This is a genomic window from Pseudomonas sp. MWU349 (assembly GCF_017947325.1).
GTDB lineage: Bacteria > Pseudomonadota > Gammaproteobacteria > Pseudomonadales > Pseudomonadaceae > Aquipseudomonas > Aquipseudomonas protegens.
The window spans coordinates 995,398-1,010,945 of the sequence record NZ_JAFEVP010000002.1; the positions used below are offsets into that span (position 1 = coordinate 995,398).

Consider the following 15,548-nt stretch of genomic DNA (forward strand, 5'->3'; position numbering starts at 1 on the left):
CCGGGGCCCTATCGGTCAAGCCCGAGTGTTTCAGCGTGGGAAATGAATGATGCCAGCGGCGCCGGGGCTGGCCGATGCCGCCTTGAAAACCACAGTGCCCCGTGGCAGGGGCACTGTGCTGGGGAGCTATCAGGAGGACAGTTGGTTGGCGAACTGACCGACCGCGCTGACCACCTTCTGCGCGCCGTCCTGGATCTCGACGATCACGGTGCCGGCTTCCGCCGCCAGGGCCAGCCCCTGCTCGGCCTGCAGCTTGCCTTCGGCCATCAGTTCCACGGCTTCGCGGGCCATGTCCTGGTTCTGGCGCACCACTCCGACGATTTCCTCGGTGGCCTTGCTGGTGCGCGAGGCCAGTTGCCGGACTTCATCGGCCACTACCGCGAAACCGCGCCCCTGCTCACCGGCCCGGGCCGCCTCGATGGCCGCGTTGAGCGCCAGCAGGTTGGTCTGTTCGGCAATCCCGCTGATGGTCTTGACGATGCTGCCGATCACCAGGGATTGCTCGTTGAGGGCGCCAATGCCTTCGCCGGCCTCCTGCATGTGCTTGGCCAGATCGCGCATCACGTTCACTGCCTCGGTAACCACCGTGGTGCCACGCTGGGCGCTGTTGTCGGTCTGCAACGAGGTGTTGTAGGCAATATTCGCCGCCTCGGCCACGGCCAGTTCCTGGTTCACCTGGTCGGTGATCACGGTGGCGAACTTCACCACTTTGTAGAGCTTGTTGTTGGCGTCCATGACCGGGTTGTAGGAAGCCTCCAGCCAGACCACCCGGCCATGGGCGTCGACGCGCTTGAAGCGCTCGGCGATGAACTCCCCGGCGTTCAGGCGTTTCCAGAAGGCCTGGTAGGCCTGGCTGTTGTACTCCTCCGGCTCGCAGAAGATGCGGTGATGCTTGCCCTGAATCTGCGCCAGGCTGTAGCCCATGCTGGAAAGGAAGCGGTCATTGGCCGTCAGCACGTTACCGTTGAGGTCGAACTCGATCAGCGCGGTGGAACGCATCAGGGCGCCAATCAGGTTCTCGTGCTCCCGAGAGGCTTCGATGGTGCGGGTCAGGTCGCTGGAGAAGATCGCGAAATACCTGATCCGCCCCTCGGAATCGCGAACCGGCTGGGAGATGGAACGCAGCCAGGCTTCCTGGCCATTGCCGCGCAGCAGCCGAACCGCCCCCGCAAAGTGTTCGCCCCGGGTCAGGGTCGCCTTGAACCGCAGGTGAAACTCATCGTGCTTGACGTGTTCCGGGACGATGTCCTCCAGGGCCCGGCCCACCAGATCGCCAGTCTTGTAGAGCATTTCCTGGGCGAAATTGTGATTGACCGACTGAATCCGTCCATCGGCGCTCAGGTTGATGACGAGCATCTCGCTTTCAAGGCTCTCTTTCACTTGCTGAAGGCTCGAAAGTTCTTCGCGGAGAGTCGACAACTCCTGCTTCAAGCGTTTATTGAACATGAGGATGCACCGGGGGGGCTGAAAAAGTGGACTGCTTTGGGCCTAACATCGGCCCTGAAAGATTTTTCTTAATAGCCATTAAGGCTTGTCTGACAAAAATAATTCAGCGGCCAGCAAGGCCGCGGAATTCGGGGCCGCAGCCGGGGATTTCGCGCAACCAAGGAGCGCGTATAGTCGGCGACGGGATATTCCAGGGCGATCGACGGAGTTGGACTATGGATGCATCACGCAAGGCACTTTTCCAGCAGGCCGCAGCACAGGTCGGGCACAGTTTCGAAGGCGAGATGCGCATTGGCGGCAATTACGTGCCGGCGGTGCGCAATGGCGATGAGGTGTATGTCAGCGGGCAGATCCCGCGTATCGACAATACCGTGATGGTGGTTGGCCGGGTGGGTGCCGAAACCTCCCTGGAGCAGGCCCGGCACGGGGCGCAGATCTGCACCCTGCGGGCCCTGGCGATCCTTGAGCAGATGCTCGGCGACCTGGAGCGGATCAAGCGCATCCTGCGGATCAACGTCTATGTCCAGAGTGCGGCGGACTTCACCCAGCAGAGCGAAGTGGCGGACGGCGCCTCCGCAATCCTCTATTCGATCTTTGCCGACGCCGGCGTACACACCCGGACCTCGGTGGGGGTCTATCAATTGCCCAAGAATGCCTCGGTGGAAGTAGACATGATCGTCGCCCTGCACCCTGGCTCCGGCAACGACTGAGTGCAGCCACGCTGACCGGGCCCACCCCTGCGGGCCCGGCACAGCAGCGCCGGCGGCCCATCAACTGCCGTTGTTGCGGCACTGGCCCATGACCTGGTACTCGATGGTCTTGAGCTGGCCGGCGGAATCCTCATACGTCATGCGCGAAGGCACCACCTCGCAGGACTTGATCGGCGGCGTCACGTTGACCACCTTGGCGACATCCAGCTTCATGCCGTAGCGGTAAGCCTGCACCACCGGCGCCGGCTTGCCCTGGTTCGCCGCATAGCGCTCCATGGCCTTCTGGTTTTCCACCATGGCCCGGGCGAACGTACGGTCGCCGCCCCCTTCGGCCTGCGCCAGGGAAGCCAGGCTCAGCAGCAGCGCGGCGAGACTCAGGTTGATTGCTTTCATCACAGTTTCCTCGTCCAGTTGACGCCAGCGAGGATAAGCAACCGACCCTGTCAGGATGATCGCGGGCAGATTACTTATCTGTAATGGGCGCTGCCCACAGCCCGCCCTACCCGGGATAACCCCCGGCCTGTCGGGGTCTTGGCCCGGGCCCTGGACGGCTTTCTTGCACAATTGTAATGACCGGGTCACCCCGCCGTTATCTGCCGTTTGCAACTATCGACAGCGACTGGCCAGGCGTTGCGACGCCTGCCGGTCGAGCCCAATAAGAACGCCTCTGGCGATATAAAAGTTGATAGCTGCCAACACTCAGGAGCGACCCCCATGCGTATCAATCCCCCCTTGTCCCTGTCCGTGCTCGCCGCGGTACTGGGGCTCAGCCCTATGGCGGCAGTGGCCGCCGAGGAACGGCCCGAAGGCTTTGTCGAAGGCAGCCGCCTCGACCTGCTGCTGCGCAACTTCTACTTCAACCGCGACGACCGCAAGGGCCAGTCCAGCCCCACCGGCAACGGCTATTCCGAAGCCTGGGCCCAGGGCCTGATCGGCCAGTTCGAATCCGGCTTCACCCAGGGCACAGTGGGGTTTGGCCTCGATGCCTTTGCCATGTACGGCCTCAAGCTCGACTCTGGCACAGGCCGCAGCGGCGGCGGTGGCTCCTTCGGCATGCTGCCGGTGAACCACGACAACCGGCCCGCCGACAGCTACGGCAAGGCGGGGGGTGCGGTGAAAATGCGCGCCCTGGATACCGTGGTGAAAGTCGGCGATGTGTTTCCCAAGACCCCCGTGGTGCACTACGGCGACTCCCGCCTGCTGCCGGAAAGCTTTCGCGGGGTGACCCTGGAGAACACCAGCATCGACGGCCTCGACCTGCAGGGCGGACGCCTGCATGCCATGAGCCAGCCCGACAGCAGTGGCATGCGCGATGGCTTCGCCACCTTCTACGCCGGCAAGGTGGACTCGCCCTGGGTCGGCTACTTCGGTGGCGACTACCGGCTCAATTCCAATCTCAACTTCAGCCTCTACAGCAGCCGCCTGAAGGACGCCTGGGACCAGTACTACTTCGGCGTCGCGGGCAACTACCCGCTGTCCGACCAACTGAGCCTGTTCAGCGGCTTCAACTATTACAAGGCCGTCGATGAGGGCAAGAAGCTCCTGGGCGAGTTCGACAACAACATCTGGAGCGCCAAGGTCGGCGCCACCTACGGCGCCCATACCCTGGCCCTGTCGCATCAGCGCAACAACGGCAACGACGACTTCGACTACCTGCGCCAGTCGGACTCGATCTTCCTAGACAACTCGATCCAGTACAGCGACTTCAACTCGCCCAAGGAACGCTCGTGGATGGTCCGCTACGACCTCGACATGCAGCCCCTGGGCATTCCCGGCCTGTCGTTCATGACCCGTTACGCCCGCGGCAGCGGCGCCGACTACAGCCACGCCAACTCGGTGTACATGCGTCGCGATGCGGCGGGTGACCCACTAACCGACCAGCGCCGCTGGGAACGGGACATCGAAGCCAAGTACGTGTTCCAGGGCGGCACGCTCAAGGATCTGTCCCTGCGCATCCGCCAGGCGACCATTCGTTCGAGCCAGTTCGAATCCGACCTGGAAGAGTTTCGCCTGATCGTCGAGTACCCCCTGGCCCTGCTCTAGAGAGCGGCTCCGGGCAGGCGCCAGGCCTGTCCGGTGTTAAAACTTCTTCACAGACTCATGCCTTTCAGAACTGTAATATCGGCCTCACCTTCTCGTTAGGTTGGCCTTCATATACTCCCGGACACACTGGCAGCCACCGTGCTTTTCACGGCCGCCCAACGTGTCAGGAGAAGCTCATGCGCCCAACCCAACTGTTATTGATCGGCCTACTGGCCACAACCAGCTCCGCCACCTGGGCCGCTGATGGCAGCGAACGCCCCCAGCAGCTCCGCGAAGCTTTCCTGGCCAGCCAGGAACAGATCCACGGCGAAGCCAACCAGGAAACAGCCGCCACCGGCGGCACCGGCAAAGCCCCTCGCGATGCTTCTGCGCCCACCGCGGCCGAAGAAGACATCTGACAGCGATTGCCTACCGAGCACATTCATCTCTTGAAGCGTTTTTTCTGATGCTCCTTTGGAAAGAGATGAATTTTTAGCGCCCCCTTGGGGCGCTTTTTTTTGCCTGGCACACCTGCGCGATCCCCCATGAAAACCATCCCCTCAGGAGTTGGCTTGCCGGCGATAGCGCCCATGAGATCGCCTTCGCCGGCAAGCCGGCTCCTACAGTGCGTCGGTTCGATTCTGTGCGGTGGGCCGGTGGCTCACCCGTAGGAGCTGGCTTGCCAGCGAAGGCGTCCGTAAGGTCACCTTCGCTGGCGCGCGATCAGTCTTCTTCCCTGCGATGCGCCCATTGGTACAGGGCAGGCAATACCAGCAAGGTGAGGACGGTGGAGGACAGGATGCCGCCAATCACTACCGTGGCCAGGGGCCGTTGCACTTCGGCGCCGGTGCCGGTGGCCAGGGCCATGGGGATGAAGCCCAGGGAAGCCACCAGGGCGGTCATCAGTACCGGGCGCAGTCGGGTCAGGGCGCCTTCATGAATCGCCAGGGACAACGAGCGCCCTTCCTCTCGCAGGTTGCGGATAAAGGCAATCATCACCAGGCCGTTGAGCACGGCGACCCCGGACAAGGCAATGAAGCCCACCCCCGCCGAGATCGACAGCGGTATGTCCCGCAGCCACAGGGCCATGATCCCGCCGGTCAGGGCGAAGGGAATCCCGGTGAACACCAGCAGGCCATCCTTGAGGTTGTTGAACATCATGAACAGCAGCCCGAACACCAGCAGCAAGGCCACCGGCACCACCACCTGCAGGCGCTGGGAGGCTTGCTGCAATTGTTCGAACTGGCCGCCCCACGTCGTCCAGTAGCCAGCCGGGACTTTGACCTTCTCGGCAATCAGGCCCGTGGCCTCTTCGACAAAGGAGCCGATATCCCGCCCGCGCACGTTGGCGCTGACGATTACCAGGCGCTTGCCGTTTTCCCGGCTGACCTGATTGGGGCCCAGCACCAGATCGAGGCTGGCCACTTCCGACAGGGCGATGAAGCCGATCTGCCCGTTGGCCGTGCCCGCCGTCGCCGGTATGGGAATCAGCAGCCGGGACAGACCGTCGATATCGGTGCGCAGTTGATCGGACAGGCGCACCACCATGTCGAAGCGCCGGTCGCCTTCGTACAGGGTGCCGGCCTGGCGCCCGCCCACCGCAACGGCGATGGTGTCTTGCACGTCCCCCACGTTGAGGCCGAAACGCGCGGCCTTGTCGCGGTCGATATTGATGGTCAGCACCGGCAGCCCCGAGGTCTGCTCGACCTTGACCTCCGAGGCGCCAGGCAAGCTCTGCAAGGCCGTGGCAATTTGCGTGGCGGTCTTGTTCAGCACCGCCATGTCATCGCCAAACACCTTCACCGCAACATCGCTGCGCACCCCGGAAATCAGCTCGTTGAAGCGCAGCTGGATCGGCTGCGACAGCTCGTAGGCGCTGCCCGGTACCAGGGCACTGGCACGCTGGATATCAGCGATCAGCGCCTCCCGCGACTTGTTCGGGTCCGGCCACTGGGCCTTGGGCTTGAGCATCACGTAGCTGTCGGAAATATTCGGCGGCATCGGGTCCGAGGCGATCTCCGCGGTGCCGGTGCGGGCGAACACCCGCTCGATCTCCGGCACTTGCGCCAGCAGGGTTTTCTCCAGGCGCTGCTGCATGTCCACCGACTCAGTGAGGCTGGTGCCGGGCACCCGCAGGGCCTGCTGGGCAAAGTCACCTTCGCTGAGGCTGGGGATGAATTCACTGCCCATGCGGCTGGCCAGCAACGCACTGCCGGCGAGGACCAAGCCGGCCAGGGCGAAAGTCAGGCCACGCCGGGCCATCACCCAGTCCAGCACCGGGGCATAGCCGCGCTTGGCGCTGCGCATCAACAGGTTTTCCTCTTCCTTGACCTTGCCGGTGACGAACAGCGCGATGGCCGCCGGAACGAAGGTCACCGAGAGAATCATCGCCCCCAGCAACGCCATGACCACAGTGAAGGCCATGGGGTGGAACATTTTCCCAGCCACCCCGGTAAGGGCAAAGATCGGCAGGTACACCACCATGATGATCAACTGGCCGAAGATCAGCGCGCGCCGGGCTTCCTTGGCCGCGGCAAAGACTTCATGCAGGCGTTCAGAGCGGGTCAGCATGCGCCCGTGGTGTTGCTGGGCATGGGCCAGGCGGCGGATGGCGTTCTCGACGATGACCACCGCGCCGTCGACGATGATGCCGAAATCCAGGGCACCGAGGCTCATCAGGTTGGCGCTGACCTTGTTGCTGAACATGCCGGTGAAGGTGAACAGCATGGACAGCGGGATCACCAGGGCGGTGATCAGCGCCGCGCGGATATTGCCCAGGAACAGGAACAGAATCACGATCACCAGCAGCGCCCCCTCGAAGAGGTTCTTCTTCACCGTGGCGATGGCCTTTTCCACCAGGTTGGTGCGGTCGTACACCGTGACCGCCACCACGCCTTCGGGCAGCGAGCGGTTGATCTCTTCAAGTTTTTTCGCCACCGCCTGGGACACAGTACGGCTGTTCTCACCGATCAGCATGAACACGGTGCCCAGCACCACTTCCCGGCCATTCTCGGTGGCCGCGCCGGTGCGCAGCTCGCGGCCGATCTGCACGTCGGCCACGTTGCGCACACGGATCGGCGTGCCGTCGCTGCTGCTGATGACGATGTTGGCGATGTCCTCGATGGACGCCAGTTGCCCCGGCGCACGGATCAGCAACTGCTCGCCGCTGCGCTCGATGTAGCCGGCGCCGACGTTGGCGTTGTTGCGCTCCAGGGCCGTCACCAGGTCGCTCAGGGTCAGCTTGTAGGCCGCCAGGCGCTTGGGATCCGGGGCAATCTGGTACTCCTTGGCGAAGCCGCCGATGGTGTTGATCTCGGCCACGCCCTGCACGTTGCGCAGTTGCGGCTTGATGATCCAGTCCTGGATCACCCGCAGGTCGGTGGGGGTGTAGGGCGTGCCGTCCTCCTTGCGGGCGCCCTCCTCGGCCTCCACGGTCCACAGGAAGATCTCCCCGAGCCCGGTGGAAATCGGCCCCATCACTGCCTCCACACCGTCGGGCAATTGCTCGCGAGCCACTTGCAGGCGCTCGTTGACCAGTTGGCGGGCGAAGAACAGGTCGGTGCCGTCCTTGAAGATCACGGTTACCTGGGACAGCCCCGAGCGCGACAGCGACCGGCTCTGCTGCAACCCCGGCAGGCCGGCCATGGCCGTCTCGATGGGAAAGGTGATGCGCTGTTCGGTTTCCAGGGGCGAGAACCCCGGCGCCGCGGAGTTGATCTGTACCTGGACGTTGGTGATGTCCGGCACGGCGTCGATCGGCAGCTTCTGGTAGCTGGCAATGCCGACCCCGGCCATCAGCAGCACCGCCAGCAGGACGATGATGCGCTGCTCGATGGCGAATTGAATGATGCGTTCAAACATGGGAAGTCACTCTCTGATGAGGCCGATCAATGGCCGTGGTCGGCCGCGCCCTTGCCCAGTTCGGACTTGAGGGTAAAGCTGCCGCGAGCGGCCACCTGGGCTCCGGCTTCGAGGCCCTCGCGGATCTCGACAAAACCGTCCTGGCTGGCCCCGGTGACCACAGGCGTGGCCTGGAACCCCTCGGCCACGCGGACGAACACCGAGGGCCGGTCTTCCACGGTCTGGATCGCCGTCTGCGGCACGCTGACCGGTGCGTCGAAGGCTTCGGTGGCCACCTGTACCGAGACGAACAGCCCCGGGCGCCAGGCGTCATTGGGGTTGGCCAGGGTCACCCGCACCGTGGCGGTGCGGGTCTGTTCCCCCAGCAGGCTGCCGACGTAGGCCACCTGGCCCTGGACCTGGGTCCCCAGCTCACTGGAGCTGACCTGCACCGGTTGGCCGACCCGGACCTTGTCCAGGTCCTTGGGAAACACGCCGAAGGTGGCCCAGACCCGGGACAGGTCCGAGAGGGTGAACGCGGCGCTGGTTTCGCCCACCACTTCGCCCACGCTCAGGTGTTTTTCCACCACCACGCCGTCGAACGGCGCGCGCATTTCATAGCGGTTGCCGCCCACCAACTGGGTGCTGCCGCTCAGGGCATTCATCTTCTGCCGGGCATTGTTGAGGGCGATTTCCGCCTCTTGCAGGGCCTGGCGTGCCAGCAGGTAATCCTGCTCGGCGGAGATCTGGTCGACCCACAACTGGCGCTCGCGCTGGAAGGTGGTACGGGCCAGTTCCACCCGCCGCCCGGCGGCGGCCAGCTCGCTGCGCTGATCGGAGATCTGCTGGCTGGCGATCACCGCCAGCAGTTCGCCGCGCTTGACCGCTTGGCCGAGGTTGACCTGTACCGACTCCACCACACCGGCGGCCCGCGGCACGATGTGCGAGGTACGGTCCTCGTCGAAGCGGATCTCTCCCGGCAGGCTGAGTACCCGGTTGAGGCGCCGCGGACCGGCTGTGGCCAGCTCGATGCCGGCGGCCTGGATCTGTTCCGGGCTGAGTTCCAGATGGCCCTCGGGCTCCTGGGTGCCGTGCCCGGCCTCCTCAGCCTGGGGCACCGTTGCCGGGCTGGCGAACAGGCCCGGCAGCAGCAGGGCCGCCAGCCCGAGGCCGACCACTGCCGTGCTGGCCAGAACAAGGCTGCGTTTTTTATCCATGGGGACTCCTGAATCGATCGAGGGTCGGTAGCGCCAGGCGCTGCCTTACGGGGTAGAGGGAAACAGCCATTGACCAATGGCCCGATGCAGCTCATGCACGCACCAATGCGCGGGTGGGTCTTCGGGGGCTGTAGGGGGCGCGCCACTGCAGTCGCTCACCAGCAACGCGGCAAGGCACGCCAGGCCCATCAGCCAGGGTTTCACCAACGGCTGAGGTCGCCGTAGATGCGCTCGATCCGAACCCAGGCATCGGTGGTCTGCGCTAACGCGGCGAGGTACTGGGTGCGCGCGCCGATCAGGGTGCGTTGAGCATCGAGCACGTCGAGAAAGCTGAACTTGCCCATCTCGAAGCCCTGGGTGGCGCTGTCCACAGCACGCTGGGCGGCGGGAAGGATGGTCTGGTTGAAGGACTGCACCTCGCCCCGGGCGGTGTTCCACTGTTCCAGGGCCTGGCGGGTTTCGGTACGCAAGCGCAATTCGGTGGCGTTGCGCAGGTCCCGGGCCTGGTCGGCGCGGCGGGCGGCGGACAGCACGTTGCCCTGGTTGCGATTGAACAGTGGCAAAGGCATCGACAGCCCTACCAGGTTGACCCGCTCCCGGGCGCTGGCGTCGTACTGGCTGCCCACGCTGACGTCCAGGTCGGGAATGCGCTGGGCCTTCTCCAGCCCCAGGGACGCCTCGCGCTGCACCACTTCCTGCTCCGCCAGGCGCAGTTCGGTGGTTTCCGGCAGGCGGCCAAGCAACTGCGCCGGAGCCGGCAGCGCCGCCAGTGCCAGGGGCTGCTCCTGCACCCCGGCAAAGTCGCTGGTGGCCGCGCCAGTGACCATGGCCAGGCGTCGGTAGGCATTGTCCTGCTCCATCTGCCCCCGGTTCAGTTCCAGGCGCACCTCGGCCAGTTGCACCTGGGCCCGGGTGGCTTCCACCGGCGAGGCCTTGCCGGCGTTGACCCGGCCCTGGGCTACCGCCACGCCCCGTTCGGCCAGGGCCAGGGAGCGCCCGGCCAGCTGGGTGCGCTCCTGGGCCCGCAACGCCGTGTAATAGGCATCTAGAACATCCGCACGCAACTGGTTGCGGCGCCGCTCCAGCTCCAGGGCCGCCAGCTCCTGACCGCGACTGGCCACGTCGATCCGTGCCCCGCGCTTGCCCCCCAGCTCCAGGGCCTGGCTGAGCTTGACCGAAGTGGTACGCGAATCCCGGCGGGTGTCCTCGGCGTCCACCGACAGCACCGGGTTGGGGATAAGCCCGGCCTGCTGGCGGGCGCCCTGGGCGATGTCGATCTCCCAGCGTGCGGCGGCCAGTTCTGGGTTGTTGGCAAAGGCTCGGGCCAGGGCGCTGTCCAGGCTCAACAGCGGTTGCTCGACGGCGCTTGCAGATTGGCTCGCCAGGGCCAGCAACAGGGTCAGGACGCAGGTGCGTGCTGCCCGGGCAGATATTCTCGGGAAAGTCGGCATAACAAGTTCCGGCCCCTATGGAGGCAAAGTGTCTGCGAAGTTGCAGCGCACCATATCGACGCTTATCCACAGGAGTTCCGGCCGATATGAAACTGCAGCAGTTCGCCCATTGACAGGGAGAGTTTCAAGTTCGGCCAACTGTAACTTTCAGTGCTTATCAGCAGGGTGGCGCAAAGATTACAAATCCGTTAGCAAAGGCTCTGGCTCAAGGTTCTGTATTAACATCCGGCTATTCGAAGTGAACATCAAGAGCACTTTTCAAGTGCCAGCAAGCGAACTTTAAAGAACACGAATACAGCACGGGGCTGCACAACTTTTGAGCGTTGGCCCGCTGATTATTCGCGTCTTTTCGTTACTGTCTCCCATCAGCCGAGAACCTCATTTCCATGCGTATTCTGGTCATCGAAGACGAACCCAAGACCGCTGACTACCTGCATCAGGGGCTGACTGAAAGTGGCTACGTGGTGGATTGCGCCAACAACGGCGCGGACGGCCTGCACCTGACTCGCCAGCATGCGTACGACCTGGTGATCCTCGACATCAACCTGCCGCACATCGACGGCTGGGGCGTGCTCGGGCAAATCCGCCAGGACAGCAGCACCCGGGTGATGATGCTCACCGCTCAGGGCCGGCTGGCGGACAAGATCCGTGGCCTGGACCTGGGCGCCGACGATTACCTGGTCAAGCCGTTCCAGTTTCCGGAATTGCTGGCCCGGGTCCGCACCCTGATGCGCCGCAGCGAACAGGCGCCGGTGCCGGATGTGCTGCGGGTCGCCGACCTGGAGCTGGACCAGGGGCGGCACCGGGCCTTTCGCGGCAAGCAGCGCATCGACCTGACCACCAAGGAGTTCGCCCTGCTGCACCTGCTGATGCGCCAGAGCGGCGTGGTGCTGTCGCGGACCCAGATCATTTCCTTTGTCTGGGACATGAATTTCGACTGTGACACCAATGTGGTGGAAGTCTCGATCCGCCGCCTGCGGGCCAAGATCGACGACCCTTTCGAACGCAAGCTGATCCACACCCTGCGCGGTGTGGGTTATGTCCTGGAAGAACGCGACTGAGGCACGGCCGTGTTCGCCGGCAAGCCGGCTCCTGCACAAGACGCAAGCGCTGCTGCCTCAATGTTCATGCACCTGCTCATGAAACCCTGCCTGCTCCACCTGCAAGGTGACGTGGGCAATGTCGAAGCGCTCCTGCAGCAACTCGGTGACCTCGGCCAGGATCCCCTGTTCATCCCGCCCTTGCAGGTGCGCCACCAGATGCGCGCTAAGCACGTTCTTGCCGCTGGTCAGGGCCCAGATATGCAGGTCGTGCACGTCGCTGATCCCCGGCACCTGGCGTATGGCCTGCTCCACCTGGTCGATGTCGACCCCATCCGGCACACCTTGCAGCAGCACGTTCATGCTCTCCTTGAGCAGGGTCCAGGTCCGTGGCAACACCCACAGGCCGATGGCCGCGGCCACCAGGGAATCGACCCAGCCCCAACCGGTGAACATGATCACCAGCGCGGCGATGATCACCCCCAGTGAACCGAGCATGTCGCTCCATACCTCCAGGTATGCACCCTTGACGTTGAGGCTCTGGCTGCTGCCGGAGGCCAGCAGGCCCATGGAGATCAGGTTGACGATCAGCCCCAGCACCGCGATCACCAGCATTCCCGTGGACTGGATCTCGGCCGGTGCCTGCAGGCGTTGCCAGGCCTCGAACAGAATGTAGAACGCCACCACGAACAGCAGCAGGGCGTTGAACGCCGCGGCGAGGATCTCGAAGCGCGCATAACCGAAAGTACGCTTGCGGTCCGCCGGGCGCTTGGCGACCTGGATCGCCACCAGGGAGATGGCCAGCGCCAGGGTATCGGTGAGCATGTGCGCGGCATCCGACAGCAGCGCCAGGCTGCCGGTGACAAAGGCCCCGATGACCTCGGCGAGCATGAAGCTGCCGGTCAGCCCCAGGGCCATCCACAACTTGCGTTCATGCCCGGCCCGTACCTGGCCGTGACTGTGTCCTGCGCCCATGAAAGATCCTCGATTGGCTGGTAAAGCGTGGCGGTGATGATAGTTCGATTGGCCAGGTGCCCGGAGCTGGATAAGCGAATTGTCATCTGCCGGTTATCCGCCGGTTATCCAGGGCAGGCCTATAGTTAGCCGGCTAACGAACGCACCAAAAGTGCGCAAAAGCCCTCTGCGGCGGGCACCTCGGGTATGCTCCAGAAAAATAGAAACAAAACGTAACAAATAAAAATAGCCGATTGAGGAGTCCCGCCTTGGACGTATCGACTGCCGCCTGGATGGTCCACGACACCCGCCTGATCATCTGCTGCCTGGTGGCCATCGCCAGCATCATTGTGCTGATCAGCGCCACCAAACTGCCGCCGTTCCTGTCGATCCTGATCGGCACCTTCATGGCCGGGGTGGGCGCAGGCCTGCCGCCGGAGGAAGTGGCCAAGGCCTTCAGCAAGGGCGCCGGGGCGATTCTCGGCGAGGCAGGGATCATCATTGCCCTGGGCTCGATGCTCGGCGCCTTGATGGCCGAGTCCGGCGCCGCCGACCGCATCGCCTCGACCTTGCTGGGCCTGGGCAAGGGCAAGTCGCTGCCCTGGGTCATGGCCCTGGTGGCGATGGTCATTGGCCTGCCGCTGTTCTTCGAAGTGGGGCTGGTGATGATGGTGCCGATCATTTTCGTCATGGCCCGCCGCTCGGGCCTGCCGCTGCTGAAAATCGCCATTCCGGCCCTGGCCGGGATGACCACCCTGCACGCGCTGATGCCCCCGCACCCGGGCCCGCTGATCGCCGTCAGCGCCCTGCATGCCGACCTCGGCCTGACCATGCTGCTGGGCTTGTGCCTGGCCTTGCCGGCGGTGATCCTGGCCGGCCCGCTGTATGGCAACTGGTTGTCCAAGCGCCTGCAGGTCAGCGAACCGGCGGAGCTCGGCGCGCTGTTCAGTGCTGCGCCCAAGGCCCCGCGCCAGCCGGGCTTCGGCGTGTCGCTGCTGATCATTGTGCTGCCGGTGCTGCTGATGCTTGGCAGCACCCTGGCCAAGGTCGCCATGAGCCCGGAGAACACCCTGGCCCTGACCCTGAAGTTTCTCGGCGAACCCCTGATCGCCCTGGGCCTGGCGGTGATCGCCGCGGTGATCTGCCTGGGCTGGGCCAACGGCATGGCCCGGGACCAGGTGGGCAACACCCTGCGCAAAAGCCTGGCACCGATTGCCGTGCTGCTGCTGACCATTGGCGCCGGCGGCGGGCTCAAACAGACGCTGCTGGATGCCGGGGTCAGCCAGACCATCAGCAAGGTGGCCGAAGGCGCGCACCTGCCCTATATCCTCCTGGCCTGGCTGATCGCCGTGGCCCTGCGCCAGGCCACCGGCTCGGCTACCGTGGCCACCACCACGACCGCCGGCATCCTGGCGCCGATGATGGCCGGACTGGCCGCCACCCAAAGCTCCCTGGTGGCGCTGGCCATCGGCGCCGGCTCGGTGTTCTTCTGCCACGTGAACGACGCCGGGTTCTGGATGGTGCGCGAGTATTTCGGCCTGCAACTCAAGCAGACACTCTGGGTCTGGTCGGTGCTGCAGACCATTGTTTCCGTGGTCGGGCTGGTGGGGACGCTGCTGCTCTGGCACTGGTTGCAATAACCGCTGGCCGTGGTGGGCAGGCCAGCCCTTCTGCATTGGGCACAGCGCTGTAGAATGCCCGCTTCATTCTCAGCGCAAGGGACCGACATGCCTTATCAGCCCTGGATCTTTGGCCTCGTCATCGCCGTGCTTGCAGGCGCCGCGGGTTGGGCACCTGCCCAGGCCGCAGCGCTGGATTGCGAGCACATCAGCGTCAGCGAACAGGTCGACCGCTGCGCCCAGCAGGACAAGGAGCGGGCCGACGCCGCACTCAACCAGAGCTATCAGGCGCTGCTGGTCCGGGTGCACAACCTGTACCCCCGCAGCCTGCTGCAAGAACAGGAATACCTCGGCAAATTGAAGAACGCCCAACGCGCCTGGATCAAATACCGCGACAGCACCTGTGTGCTGGAGGCCTTCGAAGTGGAACCGGGCAAGCCGGCCCATGTGACCCTGATCAACCTCTGCGTGACCCGCCTGAGCACCGAACGCACCCGCTATCTGGAACAACTGCTGCCTGAATGACAGCAGGCTCGGGGGCCTCCTCGCCGGCAAGCCGGAGCCCCTGCTGGAGCAGGCTTGCCCGCGAACGCGGCCTCAGGAGCCCGCTCGCTGCCGGAACGGTCGATGCCCCAGGCCATGCAGCAGCCCGCAGATCAGGCTGACGAACCAGGCAAAGCCCAGCATGCCAACACAGGAGTCGCCTTGGCGCAGGCGCTGCTGGCACTCTGCGGCGCTGGAACACAGGGCGCTGCACCCGGGTTGATCGTCGCGGCTGCAACTGAGCAGGTACCCCCGCAGGTGGCTGAGTACCAGGGTTTGCCCCGGCAGTTGAGCGAGTGGCAGCTGGAGCCGGGTCAGTTCGCGGTTCAGGCGCAAGTGTTGGCGCTCCCCGGTGTCGAGTTCCTCCACCAGCAGTACCCCGGCCTCCACGGCGATCACCCGGGCGCGCAAGCTGTCGGGGCTGGCGCCCTCCAGACCGTAGTCCAGTTGCGTGCAGGTCCAGGCCTGGATCAGGGCAAACACCAACCCCAGCACGAAGCTCATCAGCGCCACTTGTAACAGTGGCGCCAAGGCGGAGAAATTTCGCAAGGAACACAGCGTCGAACGAATCAAGACAGCTCCCGCAAACCCAAGCGCAGGCCGCGCGTTCCGGGAGATTAGCGGGAAAAAACCGGGGGCTGAAAGCCCTTTTTTCAGCCCGGTTTCACGCGGGATCAAGAGGCGTTTTGGTGAAGGCTCTAGCTCG

Annotated in this window: 14 protein-coding genes; 6 read left to right on the plus strand and 8 right to left on the minus strand. The window is 64.4% G+C overall.

All coding sequences use genetic code 11. The features are described 5' to 3' along the window. Positions 1 to 129 precede the first annotated feature (129 nt). Positions 130 to 1,446: a PAS domain-containing methyl-accepting chemotaxis protein gene (locus tag KCG88_RS11905; RefSeq protein ID WP_047285424.1), complete on the minus strand. Its 1,317-nt coding sequence runs from the start codon at positions 1,444 to 1,446 to the stop codon at positions 130 to 132. Between the two features lie 215 nt (positions 1,447 to 1,661). Between KCG88_RS11905 and KCG88_RS11910 the strand changes: the two genes are divergently transcribed. After that, the gene (locus KCG88_RS11910; protein WP_047285426.1) at positions 1,662 to 2,156 is read left to right on the plus strand and encodes a RidA family protein; all 495 of its coding nucleotides are present in this window, start codon (positions 1,662 to 1,664) and stop codon (positions 2,154 to 2,156) included. Positions 2,157 to 2,216: 60 nt separating this feature from the next. Here KCG88_RS11910 and KCG88_RS11915 read toward each other — a convergent pair whose 3' ends face one another. Then, a complete protein-coding gene (locus KCG88_RS11915) occupies positions 2,217 to 2,549 on the minus strand; it encodes a DUF2790 domain-containing protein (RefSeq protein WP_015637022.1) in 333 nt (110 codons plus the stop codon). A gap of 321 nt (positions 2,550 to 2,870) precedes the next feature. On the opposite strand from KCG88_RS11915, the gene KCG88_RS11920 reads away from it, so the two are divergent. Then, entirely contained in the window at positions 2,871 to 4,199 is a 1,329-nt protein-coding gene (locus tag KCG88_RS11920) for an OprD family porin (protein WP_210712418.1), read from the plus strand. A 176-nt stretch (positions 4,200 to 4,375) separates the two neighbouring features. After that, on the plus strand, positions 4,376 to 4,597 hold the full coding sequence (locus KCG88_RS11925) for a hypothetical protein (RefSeq protein ID WP_047285430.1): 222 nt from the start codon (positions 4,376 to 4,378) through the stop codon (positions 4,595 to 4,597). 23 nt (positions 4,598 to 4,620) lie between these two features. On the opposite strand, the gene KCG88_RS11930 is transcribed toward KCG88_RS11925, so the two are convergent. The 4 genes from KCG88_RS11930 to KCG88_RS11945 all read right to left on the minus strand — a co-directional run bounded on the left by KCG88_RS11930 (position 4,621) and on the right by KCG88_RS11945 (position 10,686). Further along, positions 4,621 to 4,770 carry a hypothetical protein gene (locus KCG88_RS11930; RefSeq protein WP_158498107.1) on the minus strand — a complete coding sequence of 50 codons (150 nt, stop codon included), beginning with the start codon at positions 4,768 to 4,770 and terminating at the stop codon, positions 4,621 to 4,623. Positions 4,771 to 4,901: 131 nt separating this feature from the next. Continuing rightward, positions 4,902 to 8,039, minus strand: a complete 3,138-nt coding sequence (locus tag KCG88_RS11935; protein ID WP_047285432.1) for a CusA/CzcA family heavy metal efflux RND transporter — start codon at positions 8,037 to 8,039, stop codon at positions 4,902 to 4,904. Positions 8,040 to 8,065: 26 nt separating this feature from the next. Then, positions 8,066 to 9,235: an efflux RND transporter periplasmic adaptor subunit gene (locus KCG88_RS11940; protein WP_210712419.1), complete on the minus strand. Its 1,170-nt coding sequence runs from the start codon at positions 9,233 to 9,235 to the stop codon at positions 8,066 to 8,068. Between the two features lie 200 nt (positions 9,236 to 9,435). After that, complete coding sequence (locus KCG88_RS11945) at positions 9,436 to 10,686, minus strand: TolC family protein (RefSeq protein WP_047337811.1); 1,251 nt, start codon at positions 10,684 to 10,686, stop codon at positions 9,436 to 9,438. A 386-nt stretch (positions 10,687 to 11,072) separates the two neighbouring features. On the opposite strand from KCG88_RS11945, the gene KCG88_RS11950 reads away from it, so the two are divergent. Further along, positions 11,073 to 11,747: a heavy metal response regulator transcription factor gene (locus tag KCG88_RS11950; protein WP_011063463.1), complete on the plus strand. Its 675-nt coding sequence runs from the start codon at positions 11,073 to 11,075 to the stop codon at positions 11,745 to 11,747. 57 nt (positions 11,748 to 11,804) lie between these two features. On the opposite strand, the gene KCG88_RS11955 is transcribed toward KCG88_RS11950, so the two are convergent. Further along, the gene (locus tag KCG88_RS11955; protein ID WP_041119887.1) at positions 11,805 to 12,701 is read right to left on the minus strand and encodes a cation diffusion facilitator family transporter; all 897 of its coding nucleotides are present in this window, start codon (positions 12,699 to 12,701) and stop codon (positions 11,805 to 11,807) included. A gap of 248 nt (positions 12,702 to 12,949) precedes the next feature. Between KCG88_RS11955 and KCG88_RS11960 the strand changes: the two genes are divergently transcribed. Next, positions 12,950 to 14,320: a gluconate:H+ symporter gene (locus KCG88_RS11960; protein ID WP_210712420.1), complete on the plus strand. Its 1,371-nt coding sequence runs from the start codon at positions 12,950 to 12,952 to the stop codon at positions 14,318 to 14,320. Between the two features lie 87 nt (positions 14,321 to 14,407). Beyond that, the gene (locus KCG88_RS11965; RefSeq protein ID WP_047285439.1) at positions 14,408 to 14,824 is read left to right on the plus strand and encodes a lysozyme inhibitor LprI family protein; all 417 of its coding nucleotides are present in this window, start codon (positions 14,408 to 14,410) and stop codon (positions 14,822 to 14,824) included. 72 nt (positions 14,825 to 14,896) lie between these two features. Here the strand turns inward: KCG88_RS11965 and KCG88_RS11970 are convergent, their stop codons facing one another. Further along, entirely contained in the window at positions 14,897 to 15,415 is a 519-nt protein-coding gene (locus KCG88_RS11970) for a hypothetical protein (RefSeq protein ID WP_210712421.1), read from the minus strand. Positions 15,416 to 15,548: the final 133 nt, after the last annotated feature.